Source organism: Sphingomonas ginsenosidimutans, assembly GCF_002374835.1.
In the GTDB taxonomy this organism is placed as follows: Bacteria; Pseudomonadota; Alphaproteobacteria; order Sphingomonadales; family Sphingomonadaceae; genus Sphingomonas; species Sphingomonas ginsenosidimutans.
Window position 1 is genome coordinate 617,542 of record NZ_NWVD01000001.1, and the last position, 16,965, is coordinate 634,506.

Genomic DNA, 16,965 nt, shown 5'->3' on the forward strand with positions numbered 1-16,965 from the left:
CGTGCGGCAGATTACATCGCGTTCGACATGTTGGTCATCATCATGTCGTTGCCCATGGTGTCGTTCGCCATCATGCCGCCGTTCATGGTGCCATCCACTGCCGTCATGTTGTCGGTCATGGTGTCCATGCCTTCGGTGGCATTCATGTCGGTGATCATGGTGTTGTCGGTGGTCTCCGTCTTCGAACCACACGCCGAAACCGCGAGCGCGGCTGCCGCGAGCGCCGAACCGGTCAGAACCTTGGTGATGACTGCACGCATGAAATTGCTCCCTAGACTGTGGATTTGGCGACCTTCGGGGTCTTTCATCCCAAATCGACGTAGACATTAATCGCAGATGACCGGCCCCTCAAGCCTCGATTTCAGCGTCACAAGTCAAGCTTGTCAGAAAGGCCGGAGCAGTGAACGCGAGCGCAGCGTCGAAGGTTGCATGATCGCATGATATACCAAGTGCTTGCGCACTGGTGACCGGATATTCGGCGATGCCGCACGGGACGATGCCACCGAAGTCGGACAGGTTCGGCGCGATGTTCACAGAGAAGCCGTGCAGCGTGACCCAGCGTCGCACGCGGATACCGATCGCGCCGATCTTCGCCTCCTGGCCGGTGGCGTCGCGGGTCCAGATTCCGATGCGGCCGGGGGCGCGGAACGCGGTGATCCCGACCCGGGCCAGCGCCGCGATCACCCAGCCTTCCATCGCATGGACGAAGCAGCGCACGTCGCGGCCGCGCCGGTTGAGGTCGAGCATCAGATAGCCGATACGCTGCCCCGGACCGTGATAGGTGTAGCGGCCGCCGCGCCCCGCCGGCACCACGGGGAACCGCGGGTCGATCAACTCGGCGGGATCCGCGCTGGTGCCCGCGGTGTAGACCGGCGGATGTTCCAGCAGCCAGATCAGTTCGGACGCTTCGCCCGCGGCGATCGCGGCGGCGCGCGCCTCCATCGCGGACAGCGCCTCCGCATAATCGGTCAACCCCGGCGACACGCGCCACTCGATCCCGTCCGGTCCCTGCACCTGTCCCAGATGCGATCGCGCGACACGATTGGCAAGCGCCCGTCGGATCGGCTAGGCGATCGGGCCACTGGGGCGGGCAGGGGAGCCGCGATCGTCATGGCTGCAATCAGAATGGGAACCGTCTGGGATCGTACGCTGGACGTGATCCGCGGGCGTATGGCGATCCTGGCGGGCATCGCGCTCGCCACCGTCTATGTCCCTGGCCTGCTGGAGCCGGCCTATGCCGCACTGACCGGTCAGCCGGGGGGCACCGGCGCGGCGCAGGGGGTGATCGGAATCGTATCGGCGGTGCTGACGATCATCGGCGTGCTGGCGATGACGGCGGTCGCCACCGATCCGGCGGTCGATGGCGCGCAGGGGCTGCGGCTGGGCGCCGCGCGGCTTGGGCCGGCGCTGGCGAACCTGATCGTGCTGGTGATCGCGTTCGGCGTTCTGTTCCTGCCGTCGATCGTCGCGCTGTTCGCGGCGGGCGCGACGGTCAGCGCAGCGGGGACGGTCGATGTCGCCAACGCCGCAAGTGGAATGCTGGCGGCGTCGGCGCTGCTGATGGTCGTCGCGCTGATCGTGCTGTTGTGGTTCAGCGCGCGGCTGGTGCCGCTGTTCGCGGTGATCGTGAACGAACGACGCGGGTTGGGCGCGATCGCACGCAGCGTCGCGCTGTCGCGCGGGTCTGCGCTGCGATTGCTGGGGGTCATGATCCTGTTCGGGATCGTCCTGCTGGTCGTAATGGCGGCGGTGGGGTCGGTCACCGGGGTGATCGCGCGCCTGTTGCTGGGCGGCGAGGCGGAGGCGATGGTGACGTTGATCGTATCGCTGTTCGTCACGCTGGTGACCGCGGCGGGCACGGTGGTGCAGACGGTGTTCTACGCGCAATTCTATGCCGCCGCGCTGGCGCGCGACGAGGCGGCGGCGCAACTGGCATGACCTTCACCTTCGCCGGATTGCTGGCGGCGACGTGGCGGCTGCTGCGCCGCAGCCTGGACCCGGTCATCGCGATCACCGCGCTGTTCGTCTTCCTCCCCGCCTTTGCCGCCTTGCTGCTGAGCGATCCGGTCCCGCCGATCCCGCCCGCGCCGCGTGACGAACTGGCGATGCAGGCGTGGGTGACCGCGATGGCGCAATGGGGGCAGGCCAACGGCCTGTGGTTCGTGGTTGCCGATGTGGCGGGTATTTTCGGCGCGGCGGCGGTGGCGGTGCTGCTGCTCGATGCTGATCGTCCGACCGTGGGGCAGGCGCTGCGTATCGCGTCGCGCGCCTTCTGGCCGTTCCTGATCGCCAGCGTGGCGATCGCCGTTCCGGTGGGGGTCGGTCTGTGGCTGTTCGTCCTGCCGGGCCTGTACGTGCAGGCGCGGCTGGTCGCGTCGATCCCGGCGATCGCGCGGCGGCCGGGGCTGGGCGTCGGGCGCGCGATCCGCGTCAGCCTGGCGATGACGCGCGGGCACGGCTGGGCGATCACGGGGGCGTTGGTGACGCTGTTCCTGGCGCAATATCTGGTGGCGGTGCCGCTGATGCAGGCCGACGAATGGCTGCGGATGCCGGGCAACGCCAATCCGCTGCTGCTGTCGCTGGTCGATGCCGGGATCGCCGCGGTCGGCGCGATCTATGCCACGGGCACGTTGCTGGTGGGGATCATCATCTATCGCGTGCGCGCCAGCAGCGGCACCTGAGGCGCGGCATCGGCCGGCAGCACGCCGAGAACGCGCGGGTCGGCAAACACCTCCACCGTCCGCGCCGTCGCGGCAAAGCCCTGCGCGCGATAAAAGCCCAGCGCCGCCGGGTGATCGAGCGTGCACGTGTGCAGCCACACGCGCCGCGTCCCCGGCGTCCACGCACGCGCCAGCGCCTCCGCCATCAGCCAGCGGCCCAGCCCTTTGCCCGCCAGTTCGGGGACGAGCGCGAAATAGCCGATCTCGCATGCGCCCGTCTGGCGCCGGTCCAGTTCCAGCATCCCCAGTTCGACCCCCGCGCGATCGACCGCGGCGAACACCTCCACCGCCGGATCGTGGATGATCGCGGTCAGCGCCGCATCGTCCATCACCAATCGCGAATACCATAGCCAGCGTGCCCCCACGCGGCGGAACAGCGTGCGATAGCGGTCGGGGGCCGGGGCATCCCAGCGCGTCAGCCGCAGCGGCGAAGCGGGCATGGGGCGCAGCGGCGGGCGGGTGCGCATCTCCAGCGTGGTGACGATCGTTGCGACGTGATCGTCGGGCACCGCGTGCAGCCCCGCCACGTGCGTCACTCCCATGTCGCGACGGGCGGCAGGCTCATCAGGATCGCATCGATATTGCCCCCGGTCTTCAGCCCGAACAGCGTGCCGCGGTCGTAGACCAGGTTGAACTCGGCATAACGGCCACGCCAGCGGCGCTGCTCGGCCAGGTCCTCGGCCGTGAACGGATCGGCCATGCGCCGCCGGACGATTCGCGGATAGGCGGCAAGGAACGCGCGCCCGACGTCCTGCGTGAACGCGAAATCCGCCGCAAAGTCGTTTTCCAGATGATCGTAGAAGATGCCGCCCACGCCGCGGTGGACGCCGCGATGCGGGATGTAGAAGTAATCGTCCGCCCACGCCTTGAACCGCGGATAATGCGTCGGATCGTGCGCATCGCAGGCGCGCGCCAGTTCGGCATGGAAATCGGTGGTGTCCTGCGCGACCGGCAGTGGCGGGTTCAGGTCGGCGCCGCCGCCGAACCATTGTTTCGTGGTGCGCAGGAAGCGCGTGTTCATATGCACCGCGGGCACGTGCGGATTGGCCATGTGCGCGACCAGGCTGATCCCGGTGGCGAAGAAGCGCGGATCCTCGCCGGCGCCGTGGATGGTGCGCGCGAAATCGCCCTCGAACGTGCCGCCGACGGTGGAGACGTTGACGCCCACCTTCTCGAACACGCGGCCCTTCATCACGCCGCGCACCCCGCCGCCGCCCGGCGCGCCCGACGGGTCGGCACGGTCCCAGGGGAGATAGTCGAAGGTCGCGTCGGACCCGGCCTCCCGCTCGATCGCCTCGAATTCGGCGCAGATCAGGTCGCGCAGATGCTCGAACCAGGTGCGCGCCGCGCGCTGTTGCTCGTCCAGTTGCATGCCCCTGCCATCGCGGGCGCGGGCGATGCGGTCAATCGGTCAGTTCGTCCCACCCGCCGGTCTGCCGCAACGCCTCGCCCAGCACGATCGCGCCTGCAACCGCGACGTTGAGCGAGCGCAGGCCCGCGCGCATCGGGATGCGCACCGCCACGTCGGCGCGTGCATGTGCCGCCGGCGGAACGCCCGCGCCCTCGCTGCCAAGCAGCAGGATGTCGTCGTGGGCGAACCGCGCCTGCGGCAGCGGCACGGCGTCCGCCGCGGTGGTGGCCAGCACGATCCGCCCGCTGGATGCCGCCAGGAACGCCGCCCAGTCGACATGGCGGGTCACCGCGACCTTCCCGGCATAGTCCATCGCGGCGCGCGCCCATGCCCGCTCGCTCCACGCGAAGCCCATCGGTTCGATCAGATCGACCGCCACGCCTAGGCACGCCCCCAGCCGCAGCAGGGTGCCGACATTGCCGGCGATGTCCGGCTGGTACAGGGCGATGCGCATGACAGTGCGCCTAGCCGGGTTGGGGTCCGCGCGCAAAATGCTGTTGGCAAAGCGCGCCCGGCATGGCTATCAGGCCGGGCGGGCCGCCGTGGGGACGGGCAGGCCGGCGGCGGGGCGTCGATATGTCATCACGGCATGGAGCCGGCCCGGCAACAGACGAACGGGTAGAGGTGCGACGCGAATGGCGACGGCAGACGACATGATCCCTCCGGGCGAGAATCCCGCGCCCTATCACGAGGAGGCGCACGATCCGCGCCGTCGCGATTTCATCAACATCGCCGCGGTCTCCTTCGCCGGGGTCGGCGCGGTCGCGATCGTCCTGCCGCTCATCAACCAGATGAATCCGTCGGCCGACGTGCTGGCGCAATCCACCACCGAGGTGGACATCTCGAAGATCGAGCCGGGGCAGGCGATCGTCGCCAGCTTCCGCAAACAGCCGCTGTTCGTGCGCAACCTGACGCCCAAGGAAATCGGCGAGGCCGATGCGGTGGCGGTCAGCTCGCTGCGCGACCCGCAGACGCTGGAACAGCGCACCAAGGCGGGAAAGAAGAACTGGCTGATCACGCTGGGCGTCTGCACCCACCTGGGCTGCGTGCCGCTGGGCGCGCGCGAGGGCGAAAATCGCGGGCCGTTCGGCGGCTATTTCTGCCCGTGCCACGGCTCGGCTTATGACACGGCGGGTCGTATCCGGCAGGGGCCGGCGCCCAAGAACCTGGCCGTGCCCGACTATAATTTCACGTCCGACACCGTCGTGACGGTGGGCTGAGGGAGGATTTAGGACATGAGCTTTCCCTGGGCCAAGCATTACGAACCGAAGCAGCCGCTGATGCGCTGGCTGGACGAGAAGCTGCCGATGCCGCGGCTCGTCTACAATGCGATCGGTGCGGGCTATCCGGTGCCGCGCAACCTCAACTATTTCTGGAACTTCGGCGTCCTGGCGGGTGCCGCGCTGGTGATCCAGATCGTCACCGGCGTCGTGCTGGCGATGCATTATGCTGCCAATGCGGGTGTCGCGTTCGGTTCGGTCGAAAGCATCATGCGCGACGTCAACGCCGGCTGGTTCCTGCGCTATGCGCACGCCAACGGCGCGTCGATGTTCCTGGCGGTGGTCTATATCCACATCGGCCGCGGGCTGTATTACGGATCGTACAAGGCGCCGCGCGAGATGGTGTGGCTGCTGGGCGTCGTGATCTTCCTGCTGATGATGGCGACCGCGTTCATGGGTTATGTGCTCCCGTGGGGGCAGATGAGCTTCTGGGGCGCGCAGGTCATCACCGGCTTCTTCTCGGCGATCCCGCTGGTGGGCGAAACGATCCGCGTGTGGCTGCTGGGCGGCTTTGCGCCGGATAATGCCGCGCTCAACCGGTTCTTCTCGCTCCACTATCTGCTGCCGTTCGTGATCGCGGGCGTTATCATCCTCCACATCTGGGCGCTGCACATTCCGGGTTCGAACAACCCGACCGGCGTCGACGTGAAGGGCGAGCAGGACACGGTGCCGTTCCATCCCTATTACACCGCCAAGGACGGCGTGGGCGTGGGCGTGTTCTTCCTGGTGTTCGCGCTGCTGATCTTCTTCTCGCCGAACCTGCTGGGCCACCCGGACAACTACATCGAGGCGAACCCGCTCTCGACCCCGGCGCACATCGTTCCGGAATGGTACTTCCTGCCGTTCTACGCGATCCTCAAGAGCTTCACCGCGGACTTCATCCTGCCGGCCAAGCTGTGGGGCGTGGTGGCGATGTTCGGCTCGATCCTGCTGCTGTTCTTCCTGCCGTGGCTGGACAGCTCGCCGGTGCGCTCGGCCAATTATCGCCCGACCTATCGCTGGTTCCTTCTGGTGCTGCTGATCGACGTGCTGGTGCTCGGCTATGTCGGGGGTGCCGAGGCGACCGCGCGCAACGTGATGATCGGGCAGATCGCGGCGGCTTACTATTTCGCGCACTTCCTCATCATCCTGCCGCTGGTGTCGGCCGCGGAGAAGCCGCGTCCGCTGCCGAACTCGATCACCGAGGCGGTGCTGGCAAAGCATGGCGGCACGTCGCCTGCGCAGACGGCCATGGCCGGCTGACCGAAACGAGACGATTAGGGGACAGATAAGACAATGGCTCGTCTCATTTCACTGGTGATCGGCGCGGGGTTCGTCTTCGTGCTCGCGCTGGCGCTGTTCTTCACCGCGAAGGACGCGATCCAGAATCCGGCACCGGAATCGGCGGAACATGAATTCCACCTCCATCCCGAGGACATTCACCTGTCCTCGGCCGGCTTCTTCGGGAAGTTCGACCGGCAGCAGCTGCAGCGCGGCTTCCAGGTGTACAAGGAAGTGTGCGCCGCCTGCCATTCGCTGAAGTACGTGTCGTTCCGCGACCTCGAGCACATCGGCTATTCCGAGGCCGAGGTGAAGGCGATCGCGAACCAGTGGGTGATCGAGCAGCCGACGGTGAACCCGGAAACGGGCGAAGCCGCGACGCGCAAGAACCTGCCGTCCGATCGCTTCCCGCTGCCCTTCGCCAACGACATTGCGGCGCGCGCGGCGAACAACAACGCCATCCCGCCCGACCTGTCGCTGATGACGAAGGCGCGGCATGACGGGTCGAACTACGTCCATGCGCTGATCACCGGCTATCGCAACCAGCCGGCCGAACTGATCGAGAAGTTCCCGGGCGCCAAGACCCCGCCGGGGCTGCACTACAACCCGTATTTCGCGAACCTCAACATCGCGATGCCGCCGCCGCTGACCTCGGACGGTCAGGTGACGTACAGCGACGGGACCAAGGCGACCAAGGATCAGATGGCGCGCGACGTGGCGGCGTTCCTGACCTGGACGGCGGAACCAAACCTGGAGGCCCGTCATGCGGCCGGCTTCGCGGCGGTGATCTTCCTGCTGATCTTCGTCTATCTGGCGTGGGGCGCGTATCAGAACGTCTGGCGCGACATCAAACATTGATCGGCGCGGCTGCCGCCCTGGCGGCGGCGGCACACGGTCGTCTCATGACCCCGGCCGCCGCGCCGGGGTTTTTGTTTGTGGGAATTCGAGGAGGACGACATGGCCGGGCCGGAGCGTAATGCCGACCTGCGGGCGCTGATCCGCACCATCCCCGACTTTCCCAAGCCGGGAATCGCGTTTCGCGACATCACCACGCTGCTGCTGTCGCCAGCCGGTGTCGCGACGTGCATCGAGCGGATGGCCGCTGCGGTCGACGGGCCGGTGGATCTGGTCGCGGGGATCGAGGCACGCGGCTTTCTGTTCGCGGCAGCGCTGGCCGTACCGTTGCGGGCCGGGGTGCTGCTGATCCGCAAGGACGGCAAGCTTCCCGGCGCGACCATCGCGGAGGATTATGCGCTGGAATACGGCCAGGACCGGATCGCGATCCACGCCGACGCGCTGGTGCCTGGCGCGCGCGTCCTGCTGGTCGACGACCTGATCGCCACCGGCGGCACCGCGCGTGCGGCGCTGCGCTTGCTGCGCAAGGCCGGCGGGGTGGTGACGCAGGCGCAGTTCGTCGTCGACCTGCCCGATCTGGGCGGTGCCGATCGGCTGCGCGACGACGGTATCACGGTCCACGCGTTGGTCGACTTTCCCGGCGACTGACGGGGCGCCGGAACCCGGCGCGCGCGTCGGCGGTTCCCCTTCACGTCCGCGACGGCCGGCGATGCGACCGCCGTCCCGTGCCACGACGGGAGAGTGACGATGGTGCTAAGGCAATGGGCCAGCGCGGCCTTGCTGGGGTGCGGGATGCTCGCGACGGCGGGCTGCACCGACGGTTATGGCTATAGCGGCGTATCGATGGGCTATGGCAACGGCGGCTATTATGGTGATCCCTATTATGCCGGCGGCGGGTGGGGCGGCGGTGTCGCGCCCAGCTATTACGGATGGTACGGGGATTATTATTATCCCGGCACCGGTGGCTTCGTCTACGATCGATATCGTCGTCCGGTGCGGTGGAATGCGGACCAGCAACGCTACTGGCAGGGGCGCCGCGGGGCGTGGGGCGACCGCGCGGTACGCAACAACTGGCAGGACTTCCGCGGCGACGTTCGGCGGGAGCGCCGCGACTATCGCGGTGACGTGCGGGCGGGGCGTGAGGCGTATCGCGCGGGGACCATTGATCGCGGACAGTTCCGCGACGTGCGGCGTGATGCACGGCGCGACTATCGCCAGGACGTCCGTCGCGATTACCGCGATCTGCGGCGCGAGAACAGGGCAGAGGGCTATCGCACGCCGCGCCCGGACCGGGCGTTCCGGCCGCGGCGCGATCGCTGACGCTTTCAGGCCGGCCGGGTCTGGATCAGGCCGTTCGAGATCATCGACATCACTGCGACGTCGTCCTGATTGAAAACGGTGACGCGGCTCTTGAAGATGCCCATTTCGGGCCGGGATTGCGACACGCGCTTCTCCAGTACCTCGCTTTCGACGCGTAGCACGTCGCCCGGATAGACGGGAACGAGCCAGCGCAATTCGTCCATACCGGGCGATCCCAGCCCGGCCTGGCGATGTTCCTTCAGATTGGCGACCAGCATCGCCATGGTCATCGCGCAGGTGTGCCATCCGCTGGCCGACAGCCGCCCGAAATGCGTCGCTGCCGCGGCCTCGTCGGAAAGGTGGAAGGGCTGTGGATCGTAGCGGCGGGCGAACTCGATCACCTCGTCGCGGGTCACCTCATATCGGCCGAACCGCACGATCTTTCCGACCTCGAGATCCTCGAAATACTGCATCCTCTCTTCCTTTCTTGTCGTCTTCAGCGACGCAGCACGCCCCGGAACGGCCGGTCGTCACCATCCAGCCGCTGACCGGGCGGCAGGCCGAGCAGGTCGCGGATCAGCGGGGCAATATCGACATTGTCGAACGTCGCGATCCGCCGGCCGGTGGCAAAGGCGGGGCCGTTGGCGATGAACAGCGCGCGCATGTCGGCCGCGTCATTGTCATAGCCGTGTGCGCCGCCGGTAAACGGCTTGGCGGGGGCGGTCTTCGCGATCGTCCATGCGCCGGCGGGGCCATCCTCCGCCAGGCAGAAGAACGGCGGGATGCGCGGGTTGGTGCCGTAGCGGAAGCGCGCTGGAATCGCCTGTCGCCGCCAGCATTGCATATGGGGATGCGGGGCGAGGAGCGCGCGCGCCACCGCGTCCTCGCGGCCCGGCGTCGGGACGAAGGTGGCGAACGGGCCGGTGTCGATGATGCGCGCGTCGGCCGGCGGGACGATCGTGTCGAGCGCGATCGTGCGGGTCGATGCGGTGGGCGCCATGCCGTGGTCGGCGACGATGACGAGGTTTGCGGGCTGTCCCAGCGTGGCGAGGCCGGCGACCAGTTCGCCGATCCAGCTGTCGACCTGCGCGACCGTGGCGGTCATTTCCGGAGCGGCGGGCCCGAAGGAGTGGCCGGCGGTGTCGACGGTGTCGAAATAGAGCGTGACGAACGCCGGGCGGGTGGCGGCGGGGCGGCGGAGCCAGTCGATGACCGCGTCGACGCGCTGGTGGCCGGTGATCTGCTGGTTGAATTCCTGCCAGTCGTGCGGGCGGGTGCCATTGGCGACCGGATGCGGCCATTGCGGGTCGCGAACGCCGCCCCAGGCGACGTTGCTGCCCGGCCAGAACATCGTCGCGGTGCGGATTCCAGCCCTTTCCGCGGTCACCCACACGGGTTCGCCGCCGTTCCACCAGAAGGGATCGTCGTTCGACATCGTGAAGACCTCACCGGGGCGCGCGGCATCCTCCATGGTGTTCGCGACGACGCCGTGGTGATCGGGGACGAGCCCGGTGACGAGCGTCCAGTGATTGGGCGCGGTCTTGCTGGGGAAGGACGGGCGCATGGCGGCGGTGACGCCGCCCGCGGCGAGCCGCGAGAGGTTCGGCGTGACGCCGCGATCGAGATAATCGGGGCGAAACCCGTCGATCGACACGAGAATCGTGACGGGCGGGCGCTGTTCTGCGGGCGCCGATGCGGCATTTGCGGGCGGTGCGGGCGTGGTCGCGGGGGGCAATGCGCGCGGTGCGTAAGGGTAGGCGCATCCCGACAACAGGGCGAGCGCGGCGGCGAGCGATGCGAACGGAGCCTTCATGACGCGGCAATACGCCGCGGACGGGGGCGGCGAAAGAGCGCAGATGTAGGGTAGAGGGGGCGGTGCGGAGCGGGCGATGACCGGGTTTCAGTTGGCCGCGTGATGTTTTCGACCGGAACATCGGCGCATCTCCGTGTTCCGGGCCGTCATGACCACGCCATCAGCCCCCGGGTGTACCCTGCGCCGTGGATGCCGGAACGGCTCCGGCATGACGGGGCCGGTGCTGCAAGTGGCGCGAGCGGACGGTGGCCGGTTCCGGGACCGGCCGCCGCCCGCATCACACGTTGAAGCGGAACAGCATCACGTCGCCGTCGTGGACGACATATTCCTTGCCTTCCTGACGCAGCTTCCCCGCTTCGCGGGCGCCGGCTTCGCCGTTGCAGGCGACGTAGTCGTCGAAGGCGATGGTTTCGGCGCGGATGAAGCCGCGTTCGAAATCGGAGTGGATCGCGCCGGCGGCCTGCGGCGCCTTCGACCCGGCCTCGACCGTCCAGGCGCGCGCTTCCTTCGGGCCGACGGTGAAGAAGGTGAGCAGGTGGAGCAGTTCGTAGCCCGCACGGATCACGCGCGCGAGGCCGGTTTCCTCCAGCCCCAGCTCGGCGAGGAATTCGCCGCGATCCTCGTGCGGCATCGTCGCGATCTCCGCCTCGATCGCGGCGGAGACGACGACCGCCTGCGCGCCCTCCGCCTTCGCCTTGTCGAGCACCTTCTGCGACAGGGCATTGCCGTTGGCGGCGTCTTCCTCGTTCACGTTACACACGTAGAGGACCGGCTTGGCGGTGAGCAGCTGCGCCTGATCCAGCACGCGGCGTTCCTCGACGTCGCCCACCTCGGTCAGCCGCGCGGGCTTGCCGTCGCGCAGCAGGTCGAGCGCGCGGCCCAGCACGACGGCGGCGAGCTTCGCCTCCTTGTCGCCCTGCTGCCCTTTCTTGGCGAGGTTGGGGACGCGCTTCTCCAGGCTTTCGAGGTCGGACAGCATCAGCTCGGTCTCGACCGTTTCGGCATCGGCGATCGGATCGACGCGGTTGTCGACATGCTGGATGTCGTCATTCTCGAAACAGCGCAGGACGTGGACGATCGCGTCCACCTCGCGGATGTTGCCCAGGAACTGGTTGCCCAGCCCTTCGCCCTTGCTGGCGCCGCGCACCAGCCCGGCGATATCGACGAAGCCGAGCTGGGTTTCGATGATCTTGCCCGAGCCGGCGATCGCCGCCAGCTTCGACAGGCGCGGATCGGGGACGCCGACGTTGCCGACGTTCGGCTCGATCGTGCAGAACGGATAATTGGCCGCCTGCGCCGCGGCCGTTTCGGTCAGCGCGTTGAAGAGGGTGGACTTGCCGACGTTGGGCAGGCCCACGATGCCGCAGCGGAAACCCATGATGATGCCTGTGCGAAAGGGAGAAACAGCGCGCCAGATAGGCGAGCGGCGCGCGGAAGGCTAGGCGCGATCGAGGAACACCACGCCGGGCACCGCCAGCACCTGCCCGGTCGCCGCCAGCCGGCCGTCGGGAAGGATGCGGAACACCGCGACGGTCCCGCTGCGTTCGTTGGCGACCAGGCAGCGCGCCCGATCCTCCAGCAGCAGGAAGAAGCGCGGCCAGTGCCCACCGCTGGCGATATGCTGGATGAGGCGCGGGGTGCCGTCGGCGGCGAGATCGAACACCGCGATACTGTCGTGCCCGCGGTTGGAGGCGTAGAGCCGCCGCCCGCGCGCGTCGAGGCGGAGGTGCGCGGCGAAGGAGGCGCCGGCGAACCCCGCCGGCAGCAGCGATTGCGTGGTGCGCGTCGTGAACGTGCCGTCGGCGTGCGCGTCGAGCGCGACCAGCGTGTTGCCCAGTTCGGTGACGACATAGGCGACCGGCAGGCGCGGGTGATGCGCCAGATGCCGCGGCCCGGCGCCGGCAGGCGCGCGCCATGCGACGCGCGGTTCGCCGGGGACCGCGCCGGCCATGTCATAGGCGAACACCGTATCCGCCCCCAGATCGACGGTGTGGAGGCGGCGTGCGTCGCGGGTGAAGCCGACCCAATGCGCGTGCGGCCCAGCCTGACGATCCGTATGGGGGCCGGTGCCGTGCTGCTGGCGGACGGTCGGGGTGCCGGGGCGGCCATCGCGGCCGAGCGGCCAGACCGAGACCGTGCCCGACGAATAATTGGCGACCGCCAGCGCGCGCGCATCGGGGGCGATCGCGACATGGCAGGGATCGTCCCCGCCGCTCGGCACGTCGGCCAGGACGCGGGCGTTGCGGTCCGTGACGATCAGTCGGCCCTTCGCCTGCTCCTTCGCCAGATAGCGGTGCGCGCCATGCGTCACGCCGAAGGAGATGCCGGTCAGCGGGGCGGGGGCCGCGACGCGCCAGCCGGCGCCCGCGGGGGCGAGCGTATAGAGGCCGGCGCCGCCTTCGTTGGCATAGGTGCCGGCGATCAGCGCGGGCATCGTGGCCGACGTGGTGCGCGCACGCGCGGGGAGGGCGGGCAGCAGGGCCGTGGCGGCAAGGCCGCCGAGCAGGTCGCGTCGGGTCGTCATCGCGCGGTGATGGACGGTGCCTGCGTGCCGCGCAACCGTGCCGCGCGCGCATCCCGCGCATAAGCCAGCGCGACGGTGGCGGCGACCCCGGCGAGTGCGAGCACGTAATAGGCCGGATAGCCACCGCCCGCGCCCAGCCACAGCGTGCCAAGCGCATAGGTGAGCACCACGCCGCCCGTGAAGCAATCGAGGCTGTGGCGCCCGATCGCGGCCAGCGCGCGCCACGGCTGGCGCGCCAGCCACGGGCGCAGCCACGTCAGCACCGCGGCGTATAAGACCAGCATCAGCACCGCATGGGCGACGCGCAGCGGATGGAGGCCGAGCGGCGCCTCCAGCCACCATGGCCGCGCCAGCCATTGCGCTTCCTGAAGCTGGCGGACGGCCGCGCCGGCGATCGCCAGCGTGACGAGCGCGATCAGCGCGGTGCGGTGCCCGTCGAGCCAGCCGAACAGCGCGCGATGCGCCGATCGCGCGCCGAGCGCCATCGGCACGAAGAACAGCATCTGCCATGCCGCCAGCGAAACGCCGGTGCCGAGGTTCGCGGCCGGATTCGCGGCGATGGCGCGCCAGGTGATCGCCTGCGACGCGATCCACAGCGCCACCGACAGCGGGATCACCGCGCGAGGTGCGCGGGCGTGGAGCGCCATCGCCAGCGGGGCGAGCAGCATCAGCGAGATGTAGAGTTGCAGGATGTCGAGCAGCCGCGGCGCGGATTGCAGCATCGCGAAGCGCGCGGTGGCGGCGGCGGGGGCGGTCCAGAAGGCGTCGAGCCGCCAGAACGCCAGCTCTCCCGCGGTCATCACCAGGCCGATCGGCAGCACGATCGCGAGCAGCGCGATGTCGTACAGCCACAAGGTGCCGGCGCGGCGGACGATCGCGCGCGCCGGATGCGGGCGGCGCAGATAGACCAGCCCGACCATATAGCCCGACATGATGACGAACAGTTCCGCCGCGGTGGAAAAGCCCAGCCGCGTCGGCGTGGGGATCATCCACCCGCGATAGCCGGCGAATTCGACGACCTGCGTCAGGTGATTGAGGAAGATCGTGACGATGGCGATGCCGCGCACGATGTCGATGCGCGGTTCGCGCTCCATGGCGGGCGCTCCCGTGGCGGTGATCGATACGTGGGCGTAACGCCGGTCGGGGGCGTGGGGTCCGGCGGGACGTCACGTAGGTGCGAGCGACACGTCCGTAAAACCGCCTGGGCGCCCCGCAGGAACCGTCACCCCGGACTTGCTCCGGGGTCCACCGGTCCGCATTGTCAACCGCTTATGCATAAGCGGCACGGTGGATGCCGGAACAGGTCCGGCATGACGGAAGGGCGGCGCGGCCGCCCCCTACCGATCCGTCCGAACCGCCCCCGCGCGGCGCACCGCCGCCAGCGTCGGCAGGCCGTTGACCGCCATCAGCAGGTCCGCCTCCGCCAGCAGGCAGCGCAGGACGTGAGCCGCGCCGTCCGCGCCGCCCAACGCCAGGCCATAGCTGTACGGGCGGCCGACGCCGACCAGATCGGCGCCGAGCGCGATTGCCTTGATGACGTCGGTGCCCGACCGGATGCCGCTGTCGAACAGCACCGGCACGCGCCCGCGCACCGCCTCCGCCACCGCCGGCAGCATGTCGATCGCGGCGATCCCGCCGTTCGCCTGCCGCCCGCCGTGGTTGGAGACGTAGATGCCGTCCGCCCCGCAATCGATCGCGCGCGACGCATCGTCGGGGTGGCAAATGCCCTTCAGCACGATCGGCAGCCGCGTCAGCGACTTCAGCCACCCCATGTCGTCCCAGGTCAGCACCTTGCCGAAGGTCGCGCCCCAGGTGCCGATCGCGGCGCGCGGATCGTCCTGCGGCGGCTTGGCCAGCAGCTTCAGGAACGCCGGGTCGGTGAAGTAATTGGTCAGGACGTGCCCGCGCAGCTGCGGGAAGTTCGACACGTTGAGGTCGCGCGGGCGCCAGCCGGTGACCCAGGTGTCGAGCGTGACGACGATCGCGTCATACCCCGCCGCCTCCGCGCGCGACACCAGGCTGGCGGCGACGTCCGGGTCGCGCGGGGTGTAGAGCTGGAACAGCGCGGGCGTGTCGCCGCACGCGCGCTTCACCTCCTCCAGCGGATCGTTGGCGAGCGTGGAGGCGCACAGCGGCACGCCGGTCGCCGCCGACGCCTGCGCCGCGGCGATATCGCCATGCCCGTCCTGCGTGACGATGCCGGTGACGCCGATCGGCGCCATGAACAAGGGCGAGGGCAGGGTGCGTCCGAACAAGCTCGCCGACAGGTCGCGCGCGGTGCAGTCGACCATCATGCGCGGTACCATGCCCCAGTGGCGGAAGGCGGCGGCATTCCGGTCCTGCGTCCATTCGTCGCCGCAGCCGCCCTGGACGTAGTTCAGCACCGACGGCGGCATCGCCGCCTCCGCGCGCGCCTTCAGCGTCGCGAAATCGACCGGCAGCGTCGGCTGCACGCCCGACAGGCCGGCGTAATAGATGGCGTTCTGCAGGTCGCCGTAATGCGGCATGGTTCCTCTCCTTATCGCGCGGGAGAGTGGCGGGTCGGGCGGACAAAGGAAAGGGCCGGGGAGACGCTGTCCCCCCGGCCCGATCCTGTTGCGCGTTGCGGTGGAGGGCCTCAGGCGCCCGCGACCTCCGCCACGTCGACCTTGATGCCGGCGCCCATGGTGGAGCTGACGGCGATCTTCTTGACGTACTTGCCCTTGGCGCCCGACGGCTTGGCCTTCACCACCGCATCGACCAGCGCGTCGAAGTTGCGGCGCAGGTCTTCTTGCGCGAACGACGCCTTGCCGATGCCGGAGTGGATGATGCCGGTCTTCTCGACGCGATATTCCACCTGGCCGCCCTTGGCCGCCTTCACCGCCTCGGCGACGTTCATCGTCACGGTGCCCAGCTTCGGGTTCGGCATCAGGCCCTTGGGACCCAGCACCTTGCCCAGCCGGCCGACGACGCCCATCATGTCCGGGGTCGCGATGCAGCGGTCGAAGTCGATGGTGCCGCCCTGGACGGTTTCCATCAGATCCTCGGCCCCGACGACGTCCGCACCCGCGGCGCGTGCCTCGTCGGCCTTCGCGCCCTTGGCGAACACGCCGACGCGCACGGTCTTGCCGGTGCCGGCGGGCAGCGTGACGACGCCGCGGACCATCTGGTCGGCGTGACGCGGGTCGACGCCCAGGTTCATCGCGATCTCGATCGTCTCGTCGAACTTCGAGGTCGCCCCCGACTTCGCCAGCGCGATCGCCTCGTCGACGCCGTGCAGCTTCTCACGGTCGACGGTGATGGCCTTCTGCTTCTTGGTCAGCTTCGCCACGGTCTCAGCCCTCCACCACTTCGAGGCCCATCGCGCGGGCCGAACCTTCGATGATGCGGGTCGCCGCCTCGATATCGTTCGCGTTGAGATCCTTCATCTTGGTCTCGGCGATCTCGGCCAGCTGCGACCGCTTGATCTTGCCCGCGGACACCTTGCCCGGCTCCTTCGAACCCGACTTCAGGTTCGCGGCCTTCTTGATGAGGAAGGTCGCCGGGGGCGTCTTGGTGACGAACGAGAAGCTGCGGTCGGCGTAGACGGTGATGACGGTGGGAAGGGGCGCGCCCTTTTCCATGTCGCCGGTCTGCGCGTTGAACGCCTTGCAGAATTCCATGATGTTGACGCCGCGCTGACCCAGCGCCGGGCCGATCGGCGGCGACGGGTTGGCGGAGCCGGCGGGCACCTGCAGCTTGATATAACCTGTGATCTTCTTTGCCATGTCACTCTCTATTCCGGGCGCCTGCGGACAGGACGCCCCGTTTCAAGTCGAGCGGTC

20 protein-coding genes are annotated in these 16,965 nt (G+C 68.8%); 7 read left to right on the top strand and 13 right to left on the bottom strand.

Annotation, left to right across the window (positions count from 1 at the left end):
* Positions 1-11 precede the first annotated feature (11 nt).
* On the bottom strand, positions 12-260 hold the full coding sequence (locus COA17_RS02785) for a hypothetical protein (protein WP_066485714.1): 249 nt from the start codon (positions 258-260) through the stop codon (positions 12-14).
* Positions 261-348: 88 nt separating this feature from the next.
* Positions 349-1,014, bottom strand: a complete 666-nt coding sequence (gene lipB / locus COA17_RS02790; protein ID WP_176484775.1) for a lipoyl(octanoyl) transferase LipB — start codon at positions 1,012-1,014, stop codon at positions 349-351.
* A gap of 111 nt (positions 1,015-1,125) precedes the next feature.
* Here lipB and COA17_RS02795 point away from each other — a divergent pair, with 111 nt between their 5' ends.
* Both COA17_RS02795 and COA17_RS02800 read left to right on the top strand, forming a co-directional pair.
* Entirely contained in the window at positions 1,126-1,938 is an 813-nt protein-coding gene (locus COA17_RS02795; protein WP_096610033.1) for a hypothetical protein, read from the top strand.
* On the top strand, positions 1,935-2,681 hold the full coding sequence (locus tag COA17_RS02800) for a hypothetical protein (protein ID WP_096610035.1): 747 nt from the start codon (positions 1,935-1,937) through the stop codon (positions 2,679-2,681). Before COA17_RS02795 ends, COA17_RS02800 begins: the two co-directional genes overlap by 4 nt.
* Here COA17_RS02800 and COA17_RS02805 read toward each other — a convergent pair.
* The 3 genes from COA17_RS02805 to COA17_RS02815 form a co-directional block, all read right to left on the bottom strand.
* Positions 2,651-3,187 (bottom strand): GNAT family N-acetyltransferase, encoded by a 537-nt coding sequence (locus tag COA17_RS02805; RefSeq protein ID WP_245857453.1) that lies wholly within the window; start codon positions 3,185-3,187, stop codon positions 2,651-2,653. The genes COA17_RS02800 and COA17_RS02805 overlap by 31 nt on opposite strands.
* A gap of 65 nt (positions 3,188-3,252) precedes the next feature.
* Positions 3,253-4,092, bottom strand: a complete 840-nt coding sequence (hemF, locus tag COA17_RS02810; protein ID WP_096610039.1) for an oxygen-dependent coproporphyrinogen oxidase — start codon at positions 4,090-4,092, stop codon at positions 3,253-3,255.
* Positions 4,093-4,123: 31 nt separating this feature from the next.
* Entirely contained in the window at positions 4,124-4,585 is a 462-nt protein-coding gene (locus tag COA17_RS02815; RefSeq protein ID WP_096610041.1) for a tRNA (cytidine(34)-2'-O)-methyltransferase, read from the bottom strand.
* 199 nt (positions 4,586-4,784) lie between these two features.
* On the opposite strand from COA17_RS02815, the gene petA reads away from it, so the two are divergent.
* The 5 genes from petA (at position 4,785) to COA17_RS19250 (ending at position 8,846) form a co-directional block, all read left to right on the top strand.
* The gene (petA, locus tag COA17_RS02820) at positions 4,785-5,351 is read left to right on the top strand and encodes a ubiquinol-cytochrome c reductase iron-sulfur subunit (RefSeq protein ID WP_066485758.1); all 567 of its coding nucleotides are present in this window, start codon (positions 4,785-4,787) and stop codon (positions 5,349-5,351) included.
* 15 nt (positions 5,352-5,366) lie between these two features.
* Positions 5,367-6,653 (top strand): cytochrome b, encoded by a 1,287-nt coding sequence (locus tag COA17_RS02825; protein ID WP_066485728.1) that lies wholly within the window; start codon positions 5,367-5,369, stop codon positions 6,651-6,653.
* Positions 6,654-6,686: 33 nt separating this feature from the next.
* Entirely contained in the window at positions 6,687-7,529 is an 843-nt protein-coding gene (locus COA17_RS02830; protein WP_066485735.1) for a cytochrome c1, read from the top strand.
* A 99-nt stretch (positions 7,530-7,628) separates the two neighbouring features.
* A complete protein-coding gene (locus tag COA17_RS02835) occupies positions 7,629-8,174 on the top strand; it encodes an adenine phosphoribosyltransferase (RefSeq protein ID WP_066485764.1) in 546 nt (181 codons plus the stop codon).
* 99 nt (positions 8,175-8,273) lie between these two features.
* Complete coding sequence (locus COA17_RS19250; protein ID WP_231738544.1) at positions 8,274-8,846, top strand: peptidase; 573 nt, start codon at positions 8,274-8,276, stop codon at positions 8,844-8,846.
* Between the two features lie 5 nt (positions 8,847-8,851).
* Here COA17_RS19250 and COA17_RS02845 read toward each other — a convergent pair whose 3' ends face one another.
* From COA17_RS02845 to rplK, 8 genes are all read right to left on the bottom strand, one after another.
* Complete coding sequence (locus COA17_RS02845) at positions 8,852-9,298, bottom strand: MaoC family dehydratase (protein WP_096610043.1); 447 nt, start codon at positions 9,296-9,298, stop codon at positions 8,852-8,854.
* Positions 9,299-9,321: 23 nt separating this feature from the next.
* Complete coding sequence (locus COA17_RS02850) at positions 9,322-10,638, bottom strand: alkaline phosphatase family protein (RefSeq protein ID WP_096610045.1); 1,317 nt, start codon at positions 10,636-10,638, stop codon at positions 9,322-9,324.
* A 277-nt stretch (positions 10,639-10,915) separates the two neighbouring features.
* Complete coding sequence (ychF, locus tag COA17_RS02855; protein WP_096610047.1) at positions 10,916-12,016, bottom strand: redox-regulated ATPase YchF; 1,101 nt, start codon at positions 12,014-12,016, stop codon at positions 10,916-10,918.
* A gap of 60 nt (positions 12,017-12,076) precedes the next feature.
* A complete protein-coding gene (locus COA17_RS02860; RefSeq protein ID WP_245857367.1) occupies positions 12,077-13,162 on the bottom strand; it encodes a lactonase family protein in 1,086 nt (361 codons plus the stop codon).
* Entirely contained in the window at positions 13,159-14,256 is a 1,098-nt protein-coding gene (gene opgC / locus COA17_RS02865) for an OpgC domain-containing protein (protein WP_096610049.1), read from the bottom strand. Before opgC ends, COA17_RS02860 begins: the two co-directional genes overlap by 4 nt.
* Before the next feature lie 243 nt (positions 14,257-14,499).
* The gene (locus COA17_RS02870) at positions 14,500-15,669 is read right to left on the bottom strand and encodes an alpha-hydroxy-acid oxidizing protein (RefSeq protein WP_096610051.1); all 1,170 of its coding nucleotides are present in this window, start codon (positions 15,667-15,669) and stop codon (positions 14,500-14,502) included.
* A 110-nt stretch (positions 15,670-15,779) separates the two neighbouring features.
* Positions 15,780-16,472 carry a 50S ribosomal protein L1 gene (gene rplA / locus COA17_RS02875; protein ID WP_096610053.1) on the bottom strand — a complete coding sequence of 231 codons (693 nt, stop codon included), beginning with the start codon at positions 16,470-16,472 and terminating at the stop codon, positions 15,780-15,782.
* 4 nt (positions 16,473-16,476) lie between these two features.
* The gene (gene rplK, locus COA17_RS02880; RefSeq protein WP_066484477.1) at positions 16,477-16,908 is read right to left on the bottom strand and encodes a 50S ribosomal protein L11; all 432 of its coding nucleotides are present in this window, start codon (positions 16,906-16,908) and stop codon (positions 16,477-16,479) included.
* Positions 16,909-16,965 lie beyond the last annotated feature (57 nt).